The following is an 18854-nucleotide window of genomic DNA, read 5'->3' on the forward strand; positions in this document are numbered from 1 at the left end:
CCTCCCCCACTCTCGGCTTCGCTCGAGCGGGGGACCCCCATCGCCCCAGGCGGCACGCATGCCCGCAGGCTGCGTCGGCACGCATGCCCGCAGCCACGGCGATGGCTGGGGCTCCGTAGACTGGCCCCGTGAGCGAGCTCCCCCCGAACGGCAACCACGACCAGCCCGACCCCCTCGGCTCCTTCGAGGAGATCATCGCGGCCGAGACCGACCGTGATCCCGATCTCGCGGTGATCGAGGCCGGCAGTCGCACCCTGCGCACCCAGGGCGGCCCGCCGGAGGCCGACGTGCCCGCGCGGCCGGCCGACCCCGAAATCGACAAGGCCCTGCGCGAGGTCGAGGCGGACCTGGCCACGCGGTGGGGCGAGACCAAGCTGGAGCCGTCCGTCAGCCGTATCTCCGCGCTGATGGACGTGCTGGGGGAGCCGCAGCGGTCCTACCCCTCGATCCACATCACGGGAACGAACGGCAAGACCTCCACCGCCCGCATGATCGAGGCCCTGCTCGGCGCCTTCGAGCTGCGCACCGGGCGCTACACGTCCCCGCACGTCCAGTCGATCACCGAGCGGATCAGCCTCGACGGGGCGCCCATCTCCGCCGAGCGGTTCATCGAGACGTACCAGGACGTCAAGCCGTACGTGGAGATGGTCGATGGCCAGCAGGAGTTCCGGCTGTCCTTCTTCGAGGTGCTGACCGGGATGGCGTACGCCGCCTTCGCGGACGCGCCGGTCGACGTGGCCGTCGTCGAGGTCGGCATGGGCGGCAGCTGGGACGCCACGAACGTGATCGACGGGGACGTCGCCGTCGTGACCCCCATCGCTCTCGACCACACGGACCGGCTGGGTGAGACGCACGCCGAGATCGCCGCGGAGAAGGCCGGCATCGTCAAGCAGGACGCGACCGTGATCCTGGCCCAGCAGCCGGTCGACGCGGCGCAGGTGATGCTGAAGAAGGCCGTGGAGGTCGACGCGACCGTGGCCCGGGAGGGCCTGGAGTTCGGGATCGTGTCGCGGCAGGTCGCCGTGGGCGGGCAGCTGATGACCCTGCGCGGCCTGGGCGGCGAGTACACCGAGGTGTATCTGCCGCTGCACGGCGCGTACCAGGCGCACAACGCCGCCGTCGCCCTCGCCGCGGTCGAGGCGTTCTTCGGCGTCGGCTCCCAGCGGCCCGAGCCGCTCGACATCGACACGGTCCGCAAGGCCTTCGCGGCGGTGTCGTCGCCGGGGCGGCTGGAGGTCGTACGGCGGTCCCCGACCGTGGTCCTGGACGCGGCCCACAATCCGGCGGGCGCGATTGCCACGGCGGAGGCGGTCGGCGAGGCGTTCGACTTCAGCCGGCTGATCGGCGTGGTCGGTGCCAGTGGCGACAAGAACGTGCGGGGGCTGCTCGAGGCCTTCGAGCCGATCTTCGCGGAGGTCGTCGTCACCCAGAACTCCAGCCACAGGGCGATGGACGCGGACGATTTGGCCGCGATCGCCGTGGAGGTGTTCGGCGAGGACCGTGTGCAGGTGGAGCCGCGGCTGCCCGACGCGCTGGAGGCGGCGATCACGCTGGCCGAGGAGGAGGGCGAGTTCGCCGGCGGCGGCGTACTGGTCACCGGATCCGTCATTACCGTCGGCGAGGCCCGACTGCTGCTCGGGAAGGGCTGAGTCCTCACCATGCGTACGCTCTGTTCCTCGACCCTCATCGGTGAGTTCTTCGTCATCGGCTTCGCCGGGCTGGTCGCCATGAAGGATCCCGACCTGTCGACCTCCACAGTGTGGACGGTGTGCGGGGTCGCGATGTTCCTCAGCCTGGTGCTGTGCGGTCTGGTGACCCGGCCGGGCGGGGTCGTGCTCGGCTGGGCCTTGCAGGTCGCGCTGATCGCGGCCGGGTTCGTCGTCCCGGCGATGTTCTTCCTCGGGGTGGTGTTCGCGGCGCTGTGGTGGGCGTCGGTGCACTTCGGGCGGAAGATCGACGAGGCGAAGGCGAGATTCGCCGCTCAGGCGGGTTCCTCGGGGGCTGACGCTGCGTAACAACCGGGTAATCTCATCACCCGCACAAGCTTTGACTCCCAAGGAGCCCTCGTGACCCAGCGCACCCTCGTCCTGCTCAAGCCCGACGCCGTCCGTCGCGGCCTGACCGGCGAGATCATCAGCCGTATCGAGCGCAAGGCCGGCTGGCAGATCACCGCGCTGGAGCTGCGCACGCTGGACCAGGAGACCCTGGAGCAGCACTACGGCGAGCACAAGGGCAAGCCCTTCTACGAGCCGCTGGTCGCGTTCATGTCCTCCGGTCCGGTCGTCGCCCTGATCGTCGAGGGCGAGCGGGTCATCGAGGGCGTCCGCGCCCTGGCCGGTCCCACCGACCCGATCGCCGCCGCGCCCGGCTCCATCCGCGGCGACTTCGGCGTCATCGTCCGCGAGAACCTGATCCACGCCTCCGACTCCGAGGAGTCCGCCGAGCGCGAGGTGAAGATCTTCTTCCCCGGCCGCGCGTAGCCCGTCCGGGATTCCGCAAGACCTCTTGCCGGCACGTTGCAGGGCCCACGCCCGAGTGGGTGGCGGAGTTTCCGTGGATTTTTCTGAGGAACCGTCAGTTCGAGGTGACGCCTGACCTGGGACGGCCGTACGTTTTCGGCCGTCCCTCGGCATATGCGTGGCGATCGGGGGAACGTGTGCCCCCTATGGACCGTCTCCACAAGCGAGGCGGCTCCGCATCTGCTGACAATGGCGAAGACCCTCGCGCAGTGTCCGTGCAGGCGCGTTTACGATGGAAGCCTTCACGTCACAGCACCCACCTTCGCCGACCTGAAAAGCCCTCAAAAGCTCGTGGGAAGGCCAGACGAATCCTGATGGGGAACTCAATGTCGTTCATCGGCCGTGACATGGCTGTCGACCTCGGGACCGCCAACACGCTGGTGTACGTCAGGGGTCGCGGGATCGTACTCAACGAGCCGTCCGTCGTCGCGATCAACACCAACACCGGTGGCATCCTCGCGGTCGGCGCCGAAGCCAAGAAGATGATCGGACGGACCCCCGGCAACATCGTCGCCGTGCGTCCGTTGAAGGACGGTGTCATCGCCGACTTCGAGATCACCGAGCGGATGCTCCGCTACTTCATCCTGAAGATCCACAAGCGGAGGTATCTCGCCCGTCCCCGGGTCGTCGTCTGTGTGCCGTCCGGCATCACCGGCGTCGAGCGCCGCGCCGTCATCGAGGCGTCGACCCAGGCCGGCGCCCGCCAGGTGCACATCATCGAGGAGCCCATGGCCGCGGCCATCGGATCCGGCCTGCCGGTCCACGAGGCCACGGGCAACATGGTGGTGGACATCGGCGGCGGCACCACGGAGGTCGCGGTCATCTCCCTCGGCGGCATCGTCACCGCTCAGTCCATCCGCGTCGCGGGCGACGAGCTGGACAACGCGATCATCCAGCACATCAAGAAGGAGTACAGCCTTCTTCTGGGTGAGCGGACGGCCGAGCAGATCAAGATCACCATCGGCTCGGCGTACGACCTCGACGCCGACGAGCACACCGAAATCCGCGGCCGGGACCTCGTCTCCGGGCTGCCCAAGACCGTCGTCATCTCGGCCGCCGAAGTGCGCAAGGCGATCGAGGAACCCGTCAACGCCATCGTGGACGCGGTGAAGACGACCCTCGACAAGTGCCCGCCGGAGCTGTCCGGCGACATCATGGACCGCGGAATCGTTCTGACGGGCGGCGGAGCGCTGCTGCGCGGACTCGACGAGCGGCTGCGCCGCGAGACCGGCATGCCGATCCACATCGCCGAGGACCCGCTGGACAGCGTGGCGCTCGGCTCCGGCAAGTGCGTCGAGGAATTCGAGGCGCTCCAGCAGGTCCTGGACGCCGCGCCGCGCAGATGACGTAACTCTTCGATTCCGCCGTACGAGATGATCTCCTCGTACGGCGGATCGTTGATATCGAGGCATAAGATCACCCATAAACGCCTGTACGTTCCAAACACCCTGCACATTCCTGAATCACGCATTCCTAGAGGGAAGGGCACGGCCGCCGCACGTGAGGGACACACGAGAGAGCCGCCTGCTCCTGGTGCTGCTGATCGCCATCGCGTTCGCACTGATCACGGTGGACATCCGTGGCGGGGAGGACTCCCCGGTCGACGGTGCCCGGCAGGCCGCGGCCGCGGCCTTCGGTCCGATCGAGAACGGGGTGTCGTCGGCGGTCGATCCCGTCGGCAACGCGGTCTCCGCCGTACGCGACTCCGGTGAGCGCCACGACCGGCTCGCGGCCATGGAGAAGGAGAACGCGGCCCTCAAGGCGAAGCTCGGCAGCGACGACCGCAACCGCAGCCGCCTCAGCCAGCTCGACAAGATGCTGAAGACCGCGGGCGCGGGCCAGTACGGCATCAAGGGCGCCGAGGTCATCGCGATCGGAGCGGCCCAGGGTTTCTCCTGGACCATCACCATCGACGTCGGCGCGGGCGACGGCATCAAGCGCGACATGACCGTGCTCAACGGGGACGGACTGGTGGGGCGCGTGACCACCGTCGGCCCCCACACCGCCACCGTCCTCCTCGCCAACGACCCCGACTTCACCGTCGGCACCCGCATGGAGTCGACCGACGAACTCGGCTTCGCCTCCGGGCAGGGCGACCAGGCGCTGCGCGTCGAACTCCTCAACGGCAAGGCCGAGGTCAAGAAGGGCGACCGGCTCGTCACCTTCGGCTCCCAGGCCGACAAGCCCTTCGTGCCCGGCGTGCCCGTCGGTGTCGTCTCCCGCGTCGACCCGTCCGGCGGCGGCCTGACCCGCACCCTCTACGTCACCCCGTACGTCGGCTTCACCAAACTGGACATCGTAGGTGTCGTCGTCGAGACCCCGAAGAAGGACCCACGCGACACCGTGCTCCCGGCCAAGCCCAGACCGACCCCCACGCCGACGGTCACCGTCACGGTCACCCCGTCCGCGAGCGCGCCCGTCGACGGCCAGTTCGAGCAAGAGCAGTAGGAGCTGATTTCCCGTGCGCGTCAACCGGATCCTGCTGTCGTCCTCGCTGGTCGTCGTGGCCCTGGTGCTCCAGGTGAGCGTCCTCGCCCGCCTCCACCTGCCCGGCGCGGTCCCCGACATCCTCCTGCTCACCGTCCTGGGCCTGGCCATGGTGTACGGCCATGTCGGCGGCGCCCTCATCGGCTTCGGCGCCGGACTGCTCGCCGACCTCGCCCCGCCCGCCGACCACGCCGCCGGGCGCTACGCCCTCGTGCTGTGCGTCATCGGCTACCTCGCCGGGCTCATCAAGCCGGAGACCGGCCAACTCAAGTCGGCAACCGGCCCGATGGTCGTGGTCGTCGCCGCCGCCATCGGCTCCACCCTCCTCTACGCCGGCGTCGGCGCCCTCGTCGGCGACACCGCCGCCCGCCATGTGGGCCTGCCCAGCCTGCTGTTCACGGCCGCCCTCTACGACCTGCTGCTCGCGCCGTTCGTCGTCCCCGGGATCATGGCGCTGGCCCGGCGCGCCGAGAACGACCCGCTCGCCGAGACCAACTCCGGCGCCAAGACCACCGACATCTCCTCCGGCTGGCTCTCCGGCGGCACCGGCCTCAAGATCGGCGGACAGCGCGGTGGGCTGCGCGTGAAGGCCGCCCGGTCGAGAGGCGCCCGCGCCGGCCGCATCAAGGGAGTCAAGCGGCTGTGAGCGCGGGCGCCCGCGCGCGGAGCGCGCCAGTGGATGGATCACCCGAACGGGGGAGGTCCCGGCGGAACGGGGCCTCACAGGCCGGTCGTTCACCATGCGTACGCACACACCCGTCCGCCGTCAGCACACATGTTCGCGCACATACGTCCGCGCACTGAGAGGGGGAGACAGCCGCAGTGACCAACATTCCCGAGACCGGCCGGACCCCACGGGTCCAGATCCGGCTCATCGTCATCCAGATCCTCGTCCTCTCCCTCCTCGGCACCCTCGGCGGGCGCCTGTGGTACCTCCAGATCCGCGAAGGCGCCGAGTACGCCAAGGAGGCCTCCGGCAACCACGTCCAACAGGTCGTCGAACCCGCCGTACGCGGCTCGATCCTGGACGCGCGCGGAGTGCCCCTCGCCGACAACGAGACGCGGCTCGTCGTCTCCGCCTCCCGCACCGACCTGCTGAAGATGAAGGACGACGGCAAGGCCGTCCTCACCAAGCTCGCGGGCGTCCTCGGCATGGCCCCCCAGGACGTCATGCAGAAGGTCCGCCTGTGCGACGCCAAGACGCCGCAGCCCTGCTGGAACGGCTCGCCGTACCAGCCGATCCCCATCACCGACGAGGCCACACCCAAGCAAGCCCTCCAGATCCGCGAGCGCGCCGAGGACTTCCCCGGCATCACCGCCGAGCCCGAGGCCGTCCGCCGCTACGCCGGCCCCGGCAAGGCCAACACGGCCCAGGTCCTCGGCTACCTCTCGCCGGTCACCGACGAGGAGATCACCAAGGCCCAGGACACCGACTCGCCGTACCTGCGCTCCGACCAGGTCGGGCGCTCCGGCCTCGAGCGTCAGTACGACAAGCAGCTGCGCGGCAAGGCCGGCGTGACGCGCTACGAGGTCGACAACCTCGGCCGCGTCATCGGCCAGGCCGAGGCCACCCCGGCCGAGTCCGGCTCCAGCCTCGTCACCAGCATCGACGCGCGCGTCCAGCGGGTCGCCGAGTACGAGCTGAACGACGCGATGAAGGAGGCCCGCAAGCAGTTCGACCGGAACACCAACGAAAACTACAAGGCCGACTCGGGCGCGGTCGTCGTGATGGAGGCCAAGACCGGCCGGATCGTCGCCATGGCGTCCAACCCTTCCTACGACCCGAACGCCTGGGTCGGCGGCATCTCCGCCAAGGACTACAAGAAGCTCACCGGCAAGGCCTCCAACTACCCCCTGCTCAACAGGGCCATACAGGGTCAGTCCGCGCCCGGCTCCACCTTCAAGGTGATCTCCACGGCCGCCGCCGTCGAGGCCGGCTACGACTTCAACGGCCGCTATCCCTGCACGAGTTCCTACTCGGTCGGCGGCCAGGTCTTCAAGAACTTCGAGTCGGAGAACTTCGGCCCGATCTCCCTCGGCCGCGCCCTCGAGGTCTCCTGCGACACCGTCTTCTACGGCCTCGCCCACAAGGAGTGGCAGAGGGACGGCGGCCTCAAGCCGAAGAAGGGCGGCGCGAACGACTACTTCTTCAAGGCCGCCCACCAGTTCGGCCTCGGCAAGGAGACCGGCATCGACCTGCCCAACGAGGTCACCGGACGCGTCCCCGACCGCCAGTGGAAGCAGAACTTCTGGAAGGCGAACAAGGACGCCTGGTGCAAGATGGGCAAGAAGGACGGCGACTACGTCGAGAAGATCGCCTACGAGAACTGCCTCGAAGGCAACCTCATGCGCGCCGGTGACGAGATCAACTACTCCATCGGCCAGGGCGACACCCTCGTCACCCCGATCCAGATGGCCACGATCTACGCCGCCATCGCCAACGGCGGCACCCTCCACGACCCCACGGTCGGCAAGGCCATCGTCAGCGCCGACGGCAAGACCGTCCAGGAGATCAAGCCCAAGTCGCACGGCAAGCTGCCGATAAGCCGGACGACGCTCGGCGAGATGGACGAGGCCCTCGCGGGCGTCGCCACCCGCGGTACGGCCGCCTGGCGCTTCGCCCAGGTCGGCTGGCCGCAGGAGAAGATCCCGATGCACGCCAAGACCGGCACCGCCGAGGTCTACGGCAAGCAGACCACCTCGTGGTTCAGCACGTACACCAAGGACTACACGGTCGTCATGACGATCTCCCAGGGTGGTACGGGCTCCGGCGCCTCGGGTCCCGCCGTGCGCAACATCTACGACGCGCTGTACGGCGTCTCCGACGACGGCAAGATCGACAAGAAGAACGCCCTGCTGCCCACCCCGCAGGAGAGCCTGCCGAAGATCAGGACGGACGGTTCGATCACCGCTCCGAAGGTCGCCAAGGACCCCGCCAAGGACCAGCGGGCCAGCCAGGAGGGCGAGAAGGCCCCGGACGAAAGCCAGCCGGCGGGCACCGTCGCGTCGCCGACGGCCACCAACCGGGACACCCGCAGACGAGGCCGTAAGAGGGGAAGCCGGAGGATGCTCTCATGACCGGGGCGAACAGCTTCCAGGTCTCCGGTTACGGGCCCGAACGGGCCGGCTGGACGCGGATCTTCGCCCGCGACTCGCTGGTCCGCCGGCTCGACTGGCCGATACTGCTGTCGGGTCTCGCCCTGTCGCTGCTCGGCTCGATCCTGGTCTACTCGGCCACCCGCAACCGCACCGAGATCAACCAGGGCGACCCGTACTACTTCCTGGTCCGGCACCTCATGAACACCGGCATCGGGCTCGTCCTGATGATCGGCACGGTCTGGCTCGGCCACCGCGCCCTGCGCAACGTGGTGCCGATCCTCTACGGCCTCTCGGTCCTCCTGATCCTGCTGGTGCTCACCCCGCTCGGCTCCACCGTCAACGGCGCGCACTCCTGGATCGTGCTCGGCGGCGGCTTCTCGCTCCAGCCCTCGGAGTTCGTGAAGATCACGATCATCCTGGGCATGGCGATGCTGCTGGCTGCCCGGGTCGACGCGGGCGACCGGCAGTACCCCGACCAACGCACCGTCCTGCAGGCCCTGGGCCTGGCCGCCGTGCCGATGCTGATCGTGATGCTCATGCCCGACCTCGGCTCGGTCATGGTCATGGTGATCATCGTGCTGGGCCTGCTGCTCGCCTCCGGCGCCTCCAACCGCTGGGTCTTCGGCCTGATCAGCGCGGGCGCGGCCGGCGCGATCGCCGTCTGGCAGCTGCACATCCTGGACGAATACCAGATCGCCCGCTTCGCGGCCTTCGCCAACCCCGAGCTCGACCCGGCGGGCGTCGGCTACAACACCAACCAGGCGCGGATCGCGATCGGTTCGGGCGGGCTGACCGGGTCGGGGCTCTTCCACGGCTCCCAGACCACCGGCCAGTTCGTGCCCGAGCAGCAGACCGACTTCGTCTTCACCGTCGCCGGGGAGGAGCTGGGCTTCGTCGGCGCGGGGCTCATCATCCTCCTGCTCGGCATCGTCCTGTGGCGCGCCTGCCGCATCGCCCGCGAGACGACCGAGCTGTACGGCACGATCGTCGCCGCCGGGATCGTCGCCTGGTTCGCCTTCCAGGCCTTCGAGAACATCGGCATGACCCTCGGCATCATGCCGGTCACCGGACTGCCCCTGCCGTTCGTGTCGTACGGCGGCTCCTCGATGTTCGCGGTGTGGGTGGCGGTGGGGCTGTTGCAGTCCATTCGGGTGCAGCGGCCGATGTCGGCGTAGCGGCGGTTGCGAGGGGGGAGCGGGATGTCCGAGGAGTACGTGGCCCTGTGCCCGGTGACCGAGGAGCTGGTCGGCCATCTCCTCGGTCTGGCGGAGCTGGACCTGACCGACGACGACGTCGTCGAGGCGCGGATGCGCGAGGTCGGCTGGCCCGACTGGTCACAAGCGGTGCGGGGGCGGGTGTACGAGGACACGCCCGACGTCCCCGAGGCCACCCGCGTCACACCGCAGGGCCACTTCGTCACCTGCGACGGCGACGGCTCGCTCTACCTGCCCTTCGCCTACCTCTACTCGGTCGACGGCGGCCTGCTCGACGAGGACTGCTGGGGCACGCTGCCCGGCTGGACCAGCGAGGAAGGCGCCTGGCGGCCGGAGTTCGACGCCCACTTCGGCACCGTCGTCCAGCGCTTCACCGACCGGCTCGGCCTGCCGAACCACGACATCCGACAGCCCCGATACGACACCCGGTACGTCAGCTGGCGCCTGGAGCACAACGTCGTGATCGTCGGACAGGGACCGGAACCCCTGTCGTACCACCAGTTCGAGGACGCCCACGTCCACGTCGTCTCCCGGACGGCCAAGGACGCGCCGTTCCCGGACGGGGAGGCGATGCGCGCCCTGCTGACGACCTGAGGTGCCCCTCTGCCGTCTGCGCCCATCTGGCACTAGATTCATTTCATGGCGGAGACGAAACGCGAGATCGAGCGCAAGTACGAATCCGACGACAGTGGGCTTCCCGACCTCACCGGTGTCGCCGGCGTCGCGTCCGTCCTGGACAAGGGCGTCGCGGAACTGGACGCCACCTACTACGACACTTCCGACCTGCGCCTGGCCGCGGCTTCCATCACCCTGCGCCGCCGCACCGGCGGCTCCGACGCCGGCTGGCACCTGAAGCTGCCGGTCGGCCCCGGTGTCCGGGACGAGATCCAGGCCCCCCTCTCCGACACCGTCCCGGACGAGCTCGCGGGACTGGTCCGCTCGCGCGTCCGCGCAGGCCAGCTGGTGGCGGTGATCCGGCTGCGCTCCGACCGGGACGTACGCGACCTCGTCGACGAGGGCGGGCAGCTGCTCGCCGAGGTCGGCGTGGACGCCGTACGGGCCGAGCGGCTGTTCGGCGGCGAGGGCACCGCCCAGTGGACCGAGATCGAGGTGGAACTCGCCGACGGCGGTGACCCGGCCTTCCTGGACACGGTGGAGAAGCGGTTGCGAAAGGCGGGCGTACGGCCGTCGAAGTCCGCGTCGAAGCTGGCACGGGCGCTCGCGGAGACGGCTCCCCGGCGCAAGCGGCCGAAGGCCGCGACGGAACCCGGCGACCCCGTCACCGCCGGCGACCACGTCATGGCGTACGTCCGGGCCCAGCGGGACGCCATCGTCGAGCTCGACCCGGCCGTGCGCCGGGACGCCGAGGATTCCGTGCACGACATGCGGGTCGCTACCCGTCGGCTGCGCAGCACCTTCCGCTCCTTCCCCAAGGTCCTCGACCGGACCGTCACCGACGAGGTCGGCGCGGAGCTGAAGTGGCTGGCCGGCGAGCTGGGCGTGGGCCGCGACCAGGAGGTGCTCACCGAGCGCCTGACCACGGCCCTCGACGAGCTGTCCGCCACCCTGGTTTCCGGCCCGATACGGGAGCGGCTGAACAGCTGGGCCGGTGCCGGGCACGGCGGTTCGCGCCGCAGGGTGCTGGGCGTCCTCGACTCCAAGCGCTATCTGACCCTGCTCGACACCCTTGACGCCCTGGTCGCCGACCCGCCCCTGCAAAAGGCGGCCGGCCGCAAACCGTCCAAGGTGCTCGCCAAGGCCGTACGCAAGGACTTCGGCAAGGTCTCCGCGCTGGTCGAGGAGGCCATGGAGCAGCCACCCGGCCACGACCGGGACCTCGGGCTGCATGAGGCCCGCAAGAAGGCCAAGCGGACCCGCTACGCGGCGGAGACGGCCGCTCCCGTGCTCGGCGGCCCGGCCAAGGGCCTGGTCAAGTCCATGAAGTCGCTGCAGAGCCTGCTCGGCGACCACCAGGACAGCGTCATGGCCCGCCAGACCCTGCGCGAGCTGTCCGCGGTGGCGCACGCGGCAGGGGAGAGCTCCTTCACGTACGGGGTGCTGTACGGGCGGGAGGAGCACCGGGCGGCGGTGGTGGAGGCGGAGCTGCCCGGAATGTGGGCGTCGGTGAGGAGCGGGACGGACATCTGAGCGAGCGGGGGAGGAGCCGCTCGGCCGTCCGGGCGTACGAGGGAGGTCCGCAGCCGCGTTACGCTAGATGGTCACCCCTGTCAGCTCACGAAGGTTCGCGAGATGCCTGCCGAATCCGCGGAGGCCGCTGCGTCTGTGTTTCCGCAGCTCGAAGCTCTGCTCCCGCATGTACAGAAGCCGATTCAGTACGTCGGCGGAGAGCTCAACTCCACGGTCAAGCCGTGGGAGTCCTGTGACGTCCGCTGGGCGCTCATGTACCCGGACGCCTACGAGGTCGGGCTGCCCAACCAGGGCGTCATGATCCTCTACGAGGTCCTGAACGAACGGGAGGGCGTCCTCGCCGAGCGCACGTACAGCGTGTGGCCGGACCTGGAGGCGCTGATGCGGGAGCACGGCGTCCCGCAGTTCACGGTGGACAGCCACCGACCGGTGAAGTCCTTCGACGTGTTCGGCCTGTCCTTCTCCACGGAGCTGGGCTACACGAACATGCTGACGGCGCTGGACCTGGCGGGCATCCCGCTGGAGTCCAGGGACCGCACGATCGACGACCCGATCGTCCTCGCGGGCGGCCACGCGGCCTTCAACCCGGAGCCGATCGCCGACTTCATCGACGCGGCGGTCATCGGCGACGGCGAGCAGGCCGTGCTCGACATGACGCGGATCATCCGTGAGTGGAAGGCGGAGGGCCGGCCGGGTGGCCGCGAGGAGGTCCTCCTCCGCCTGGCGAAGACGGGCGGGGTGTACATCCCGGCGTTCTACGACGTGGAGTACCTGCCGGACGGCCGCATCGCCCGTGTCGTCCCCAACAGGTCGGGTGTCCCGTGGCGCGTGTCCAAGCACACGGTCATGGACCTGGACGAGTGGCCGTACCCGAAGCAGCCCCTCGTCCCGCTGGCCGAGACGGTCCACGAGCGCATGTCGGTGGAGATCTTCCGCGGCTGCACGCGCGGCTGCCGCTTCTGCCAGGCCGGCATGATCACGCGCCCGGTGCGCGAGCGCTCGATCACGGGCATCGGCGACATGGTCGACAAGGGACTGAAGGCGACGGGCTTCGAGGAGGTGGGCCTGCTGTCCCTGTCCTCCGCGGACCACTCGGAGATCGGCGACATCGCCAAGGGCCTGGCCGACCGCTACGAGGAAGACAAGATCGGCCTCTCCCTCCCCTCCACCCGCGTCGACGCCTTCAACATCGACCTGGCGAACGAGCTGACCCGCAACGGCCGGCGCTCCGGTCTGACCTTCGCCCCCGAGGGCGGCTCGGAACGCATCCGCAAGGTCATCAACAAGATGGTCTCGGAAGACGACCTGATCAGGACCGTCTCGACGGCGTACGGCAACGGCTGGCGCCAGGTGAAGCTGTACTTCATGTGCGGCCTGCCGACGGAGACCGACGACGACGTCCTCCAGATCGCCGACATGGCCATGCGCGTCATCCAGAAGGGCCGCGAGGTCTCCGGCGCCAACGACATCCGCTGCACGGTGTCGATCGGCGGCTTCGTCCCCAAGCCCCACACCCCCTTCCAGTGGGCGCCGCAGCTGTCGGCCGAGGAGACGGACGCGCGGCTGACGAAGCTCCGCGACAAGATCCGCGGCGACAAGAAGTACGGCCGCTCGATCGGCTTCCGCTACCACGACGGCAAGCCGGGCATCGTGGAAGGCCTGCTGTCCAGGGGCGACCGGCGCATCGGCGCGGTCATCCGCGCGGTCTACGACGACGGCGGCCGCTTCGACGGCTGGCGCGAGCACTTCTCCTACGACCGCTGGATGCAGTGCGCCGACAAGGCTCTGGCCCCCTTCGGCGTCGACGTCGACTGGTACACCACCCGCGAGCGCTCCTACGAGGAAGTCCTCCCCTGGGACCATCTCGACTCCGGCCTCGACAAGGACTGGCTCTGGGAGGACTGGCAGGACGCCCTCGACGAGACCGAGGTCGAGGACTGCCGCTGGACCCCGTGCTTCGACTGCGGGGTGTGTCCGCAGATGGACACGGCTATACAAATCGGACCGACCGGGAAGAAGCTGCTGCCTCTTACGGTCAAGAACGCGGGTCCGACGCCGGCACCGAGCGGTCACGCGCACTGAGGTGAGCGAGGCACTCGATCGGGTGGTTGAGGCGCTGGCGGGGGTGAGCGAGGACGAGGTCGCTGCTGTGCTGGCTGCAGTCGGCTCATCGAGTCGCCGGCAGGCAGTGCCGCAGCACAGGCCTCGTACGCCGCTGCCGGGTTGTGGAGGACCCTCGGACATTCACTCGGAGGTGGAGTGGGTCTGAGCCTCTGCGGTCTCACCGAAGTCCCCGGATGACCATGGGAGCCCCCTTCAAAACGGAGGGGGCTCAGTGGTGTCTGAGAGCAACTCGGTGCCTCTACAAGACGAGGCCTTGTCGCCGCCTGCGGGTTGTGACGACCTGCCCGGATGGCCGATTCCGGTTGCCTGTGGCAAGTTGATATCCGGGACGGTCATTGCTGGATAAAGTCGTTTAAGTACTTCTGGTTGTTGGGGCAACCAGCGTGTGGTCGGCGGTGCCGACGTCCTGGGGAGGGCCTGTAGCGCATGAGTCGTCGCTCTGCTGGTTTGGTCGGTGTCTGGGCTGAGATGCAGCGTCAACAACAGCGCCAAGTGGAAGCTGAGGCCAGACAGCGCCGGGAGGAAGCGCGACAAGCGCGGGCGTATCAGCGGTTTGCCACTCAGAGCCACCGGGACTATCGGCATGCGGAGGCCAGGCGGCGTACGGAGGAGCTGGAAGCTCAGGTCGCCACGTCGCAGGGACTGCTGGCCGCTGGGTGCCAGGCGCCGGCATTCAGGGCGTCGTCCCTGACGCGCGTTGAAGAGATCGCGCCGTTCGACCCTGGTCAGCTCGCGTGGCCGGTGCGTATGCCTGATCCGAATCAGTACCAGGCTCAGGGAGGCTGGACCGCGAACCGGCGCGCACAGGCTCAGGCCGAGGCGCGGGCTCGTTTCGAGCGGGACTGGCAGGCTGCACAGGTTGCCGAAGTACAGCGGCAGCAGCAATTAGCGGCCCTGCAACGAGACTACGAGCAGTGGGCTGAGGCTCAGCGGTCGGAGGTGCGTCGGCACAACGCCGGGATCAACGAGGTGGCCCAGGGCGTCCGACGAGGTGACCCCGACACCGTGGTCGAGTACTTCACGGCTGCTCTCTACGCGTCCTCGGCATGGCCCGAGGGATTTCCTCGGCAGGTCTCGGCGGCCTTCGATGCGGCAGCGCGGCAGTTGGTGCTGGACTGGGAGCTGCCTGGGTACGACGTCGTACCGGAAGCAAAGTCGGTGAGGTACGTACAGGCCTCGGACCAGGACAAGGAGACCGCACGTCCCGTGAGCCAGCGCCGTGCGCTGTACCGGGAGGTAATGGCGCAGAGCATGCTGCTGGTCCTGCATCAGCTCTTCTCGGCGGACGAGTACGGCATCCTGGACTCGGTGGCGCTGAACGGTTTCGTGGACGCCCATGATCCGGCGACAGGACGGCAAGCGCACATCTACCTGGCGACCGTCATGGCCCAGCGGGCCGTCTTCACAGACCTGCATCTGGAGCAGGTGGACCCGACCAGCTGTCTGACGGAGGCGCTGAGGGCACAGCTTGCGGCCCGGCCTGATCAGCTTACGTCTGTACGGCCGAGTCGGAAGCCCCAGGATGTCGGGAACGGTGTCGTCACCCATGGCGGTGATGAGGAGCCGGACCTGTACGACATGGATCCGATTGCCTTCGAATCACTCGTCGCCGAGCTGTTCCGTGCCATGGGGATGCAGGCGGTGACGACTCAGCGCTCGAACGACGGCGGCGTGGATGTCGACGCCCTGGACCCGACACCCATCCGAGGCGGCAAGATCGTCGTCCAGGTGAAGCGTTACCGCAACACCGTGTCGCCCACTGCGGTACGCGACCTGTACGGGACGGTGCAGGACGCCGGTGCCAACAAGGGTGTCCTGGTGACCACGTCGAGCTTCGGTCCTGGTTCGCACACCTTCGCTCGCGGCAAGCCTTTGGAACTCATCTCAGGCAGCGAACTCGTCGACCTGCTGCATCGGCACGGCCTCCGTGGCCGCCTCGGGGAGGGCGAACGAGCGGCCCCGGCGCGGCCGGCGCTGTCCGATCCTTCAACTCCGCCCGGTGACTACAACGTATTGGGCATGACGTGGTCCGGCAACGTCGCGCTGGATGTCTGCGCGCTTGTCTGCCGCGGCAACCAAGTCCTCAGCGAAGACCACTTCGTCTTCTTCAACAACCCACAGACCCCGGACGGCTCGGTACGTGCGGTACTGGCTTCGGCTCCGGACAAGGCAGCAATCCGTGTCTCCTTCGACGCACTGCCAGATGAGGCTGATCGGTTTGTGCTGGTTGCGGCCGTCAACCCCGAGGTGAACCCTCCGGCCGACCTGTCCGGGTTCACCGATGCCTGCATCCGACTGCTGAACCCGGCGATGACGGAACTCGGCTGCCTCGAGGTCTCCGACGGTCGCTCCGGTGAGACCGCGCTGGTGCTCGGTTCCTTCCGGCGCAGGTCTAATGGAGACTGGGACTTTGTGCTGGGTGGGAAGGGCTACATGGGCGGCCTGGAGCAGCTCGTCCGTGACCATGGCATCGATGTTGAGTGACGTCTCGAGGCCACACGTAGTGCGGAATTTGCCCCCAGTTCGATCCATGTCCATAACTGAGCCACAGCGGAAGAGGCTGCCGCCGCTGAGGGCGGTTACGCAATGGACCGGCTGTGCGTGCAGGTCCAAGACGAGGGTGGCAGGCTCTGAGGTCGTTCAAGGGCCGCACGTGGGGCCGGCGCGGACACGCTTCCGGGGGTGTCGCCGCGGGCACCAGGCAGGTATCGATGGCAGACTGATCTGCACCAACTCCCGGCCACTGGCCGCGCTCGATCTACCGCATCAATTCCCCCCGGCCCGCTAGCAATTCGGCGGATCAGTAGTGCGCACGTCAGCCGCACCTTGCGCAACCTGTATCGGGTTCATCAGTTTTTTACGCCCCACAGACTCATTTTCGCTTTCGATTCGAACGCGTCCGCTGACGCCGGTTCTCGCCAGACTGTTTCGCTGGCTGTGCGTTCAATTCGCCGGTTCGAACCAGCGACATAAAATCCCTCGCGTTTACGTGGAGGGCAAGCTGTCCAGGAGCGGGAAGATTGGATCGTCCGAATTGGCTAGCTCGTGACAAGGAACTGGTTTCAACAATGGCCTTCATCGATCGTACGCCATGCTTGTAGCGGGGAACGTGCAAGAAGGCCCTAAGCACACCATCATCGATATCGGCGTTTCCCTTTTCATCCATGAGCTTAGGAAATTTCTCGAGCCATGTGCGGAGAAGAATGGCTCGACGTATTACGTGGTATCGATCGCCCTTCCCTGAATTGGTTCCAAGAAGATTTACATGACCGCGTATCCTGCTCATAAAGTCTGGCCCTTTCGCGGCCTCAAAATCATGTCGCCCTTCGAAGGCATCCAAGCTATGAGAGGTGCCTCCTGCGAAAACAAACAGTGCTCGGCCAATGGGATGCTCAATTTCACCTTGTCGGAACTTCCCATCTTGCATCGGGTACAAGAAGTGCCGAACCCACCCTAGATCCCTCTCATGAAAGGCGTCAAACTCATCCCAAAACGCTACTGGGAATTCACCTCGGAGTCCAATATCCCTTATAACATGAAAAGCGCTCAGCAGATCGGTAACTGACTCAAATTGCGATAGGTTGAATTCCAAAAATTTATGAGGCAGCTGCAAAGACTCGACCACCTGCTTGACTGCGTATGATTTGCCGCTTCCTGGAGCGCCGAAAACAGCTATCGAGACAGGTTCTGGATTACGCGTCACCGGTCGATTCCAGTATGCTCGAACCAGGTTCCTTATTGATTCGTAGCTTTCAATTTCTTTGCGATCTACAGTCACTAGGCCTGCATACCTGCCGATCGGCACCTCCGGCAGGGCGAAGTCAATACCGTATTTGACGACCTTCTCTGCTGTCGCCGTGTCTTGTGATATCCATTCCCCTAGCATTGACCATTTGGGAGCACGAGCAGAATCGCTACGCTGAGTTGGCTTCGGAATATGTACTTGACCGAACGTGTCACCTTCCCCGCCTTTTGTCATTTCTTTCGACACTCTCTTTATTTCACTCGTCACGGTCTGTATGGGGAAGTCGATTGCAGGAAACCCGCCCTTGGTTTTGCCATTTATGTTGTATCCCTCCTCGTAGCCTGCCCGCACGGCCTCAAGAGCTGCTTCAATTGCGGTGTCTATGTGCGGAGGAGAGGAAGGGTTCTTGCAGTGTTCCATCAGCGCCATGGAGATAGCGGCTGTCAGTGTGGTTGTGAATCCCCACATGCCGCCCTTTTTGTACGTCTCGGCGTCCTCCATATTTCGGCGTTCGAAATGCAATCTGAAGTCATCTTGGTCGTGATCATATAGAAGTGCACCGACCGGCCCGAAAGAAATCACAAAGTAGCGACAGCGGGATAGTCGACCTTGCTTTAGAATCGCATGCACGCAATCTTCTGCAGTTCTTTCCCATGATAGATTCTTGCTTATTTCGAGTTTGGAGTCATGTCGCAAATCTTCGGCAGTTGTTACCACGATGAGGCGGTCAAGCCGTGACTCGCTGCTAAGTCTGGCCCACAATTCTCCCCGAGCTATGCCACCGCCACTTCCTGCGCCGTACCCCGCTTCGATGATGCACCAGGGAGCTTGCCCTGTATCAGCTTCGATCGATCTTGGCCAGCAAGGCGCATCGTGCACATCTCTGTAGCCGACGCCCGCATCCTCGATAACAACTATGTCAGGATTGGCAGGGTCATTAGGGATTACGTAGTCGAGATGTTGGTTTTCTGGAGACGAGGGATTAATGCCGCCGCAAGGGACTGGGCGGCGACTATAGCCCTGAATCAAGGATTGTCTCCATACAGGGTCCTTGTCCTTGTTCGGCTCGAAATTCTTCAGGGTCGCAAAATAATGATTGTATTTGTTGAAATTCTGATCATCGAAGGGCTCTCCCCAGTCTGGTGACGCCACGCAGAAGCCAGGTGGCTTAAGTTTCTGAATTATGCTGCTCAGTAGCCAAGCCCCGCCTTCCAGGGGCCTGACCTTCACTTTATCTTGGTCGTACCATTTGCCGACGGGATCTCCGGAAGGCTCTTTGGCTGTGCTAGTAAGGGCCCAACCGACGACGACATCTCCTGATATGACGATGCAGTGCTCGCCAGACGAAGTCATAGTTTCCGCTCCTCGCCTATGTAGCGGAACATATCTTGAAGCCGTATAGAGCCAAGATGTTAGTGAACTTCTCTTTAAATAATGCTCGGCTGTATGTCCCCTGTCAACTCTTCGAGTTCCTTTAGGAGAGGCGGAATTTTACATAGGTTTCCCGTAACATGCATT

Annotated in this window: 13 protein-coding genes; 12 read left to right on the top strand and 1 reads right to left on the bottom strand. The window is 66.4% G+C overall.

Annotated elements, in window-relative coordinates; translation table 11 throughout:
• Positions 1-128 precede the first annotated feature (128 nt).
• The 12 genes from ACFYWX_RS08310 to ACFYWX_RS08365 all read left to right on the top strand — a co-directional run bounded on the left by ACFYWX_RS08310 (position 129) and on the right by ACFYWX_RS08365 (position 16075).
• The gene (locus ACFYWX_RS08310; protein ID WP_389423173.1) at positions 129-1649 is read left to right on the top strand and encodes a bifunctional folylpolyglutamate synthase/dihydrofolate synthase; all 1521 of its coding nucleotides are present in this window, start codon (positions 129-131) and stop codon (positions 1647-1649) included.
• A 9-nt stretch (positions 1650-1658) separates the two neighbouring features.
• Positions 1659-2015, top strand: coding sequence for a DUF4233 domain-containing protein (locus tag ACFYWX_RS08315; protein WP_389423174.1), 357 nt, complete (start codon positions 1659-1661; stop codon positions 2013-2015).
• A 51-nt stretch (positions 2016-2066) separates the two neighbouring features.
• Positions 2067-2480 carry a nucleoside-diphosphate kinase gene (ndk, locus tag ACFYWX_RS08320; protein ID WP_389423175.1) on the top strand — a complete coding sequence of 138 codons (414 nt, stop codon included), beginning with the start codon at positions 2067-2069 and terminating at the stop codon, positions 2478-2480.
• 365 nt (positions 2481-2845) lie between these two features.
• Positions 2846-3865, top strand: coding sequence for a rod shape-determining protein (locus tag ACFYWX_RS08325; protein WP_130436780.1), 1020 nt, complete (start codon positions 2846-2848; stop codon positions 3863-3865).
• Between the two features lie 154 nt (positions 3866-4019).
• Positions 4020-4967 carry a rod shape-determining protein MreC gene (gene mreC, locus ACFYWX_RS08330; RefSeq protein WP_389423176.1) on the top strand — a complete coding sequence of 316 codons (948 nt, stop codon included), beginning with the start codon at positions 4020-4022 and terminating at the stop codon, positions 4965-4967.
• Positions 4968-4980: 13 nt separating this feature from the next.
• Positions 4981-5652, top strand: coding sequence for a rod shape-determining protein MreD (gene mreD, locus ACFYWX_RS08335; RefSeq protein WP_389423177.1), 672 nt, complete (start codon positions 4981-4983; stop codon positions 5650-5652).
• Positions 5653-5828: 176 nt separating this feature from the next.
• On the top strand, positions 5829-8084 hold the full coding sequence (gene mrdA, locus ACFYWX_RS08340; RefSeq protein WP_389423178.1) for a penicillin-binding protein 2: 2256 nt from the start codon (positions 5829-5831) through the stop codon (positions 8082-8084).
• Positions 8081-9280 carry a rod shape-determining protein RodA gene (gene rodA / locus ACFYWX_RS08345; protein WP_389423179.1) on the top strand — a complete coding sequence of 400 codons (1200 nt, stop codon included), beginning with the start codon at positions 8081-8083 and terminating at the stop codon, positions 9278-9280. Before mrdA ends, rodA begins: the two co-directional genes overlap by 4 nt.
• Positions 9281-9304: 24 nt before the next feature.
• Complete coding sequence (locus ACFYWX_RS08350) at positions 9305-9913, top strand: hypothetical protein (RefSeq protein ID WP_389423180.1); 609 nt, start codon at positions 9305-9307, stop codon at positions 9911-9913.
• A gap of 45 nt (positions 9914-9958) precedes the next feature.
• On the top strand, positions 9959-11467 hold the full coding sequence (locus ACFYWX_RS08355; protein ID WP_389423181.1) for a CHAD domain-containing protein: 1509 nt from the start codon (positions 9959-9961) through the stop codon (positions 11465-11467).
• A 102-nt stretch (positions 11468-11569) separates the two neighbouring features.
• Entirely contained in the window at positions 11570-13549 is a 1980-nt protein-coding gene (locus ACFYWX_RS08360) for a TIGR03960 family B12-binding radical SAM protein (protein ID WP_389423182.1), read from the top strand.
• 468 nt (positions 13550-14017) lie between these two features.
• The gene (locus ACFYWX_RS08365) at positions 14018-16075 is read left to right on the top strand and encodes a restriction endonuclease (protein ID WP_389423183.1); all 2058 of its coding nucleotides are present in this window, start codon (positions 14018-14020) and stop codon (positions 16073-16075) included.
• Between the two features lie 388 nt (positions 16076-16463).
• Here the strand turns inward: ACFYWX_RS08365 and ACFYWX_RS08370 are convergent, their stop codons facing one another.
• The gene (locus ACFYWX_RS08370) at positions 16464-18689 is read right to left on the bottom strand and encodes a hypothetical protein (RefSeq protein ID WP_389423184.1); all 2226 of its coding nucleotides are present in this window, start codon (positions 18687-18689) and stop codon (positions 16464-16466) included.
• Positions 18690-18854 lie beyond the last annotated feature (165 nt).

Origin of the sequence: Streptomyces sp. NPDC002888 (genome assembly GCF_042888465.1) — a bacterium.
Lineage (GTDB): Bacteria > Actinomycetota > Actinomycetes > Streptomycetales > Streptomycetaceae > Streptomyces.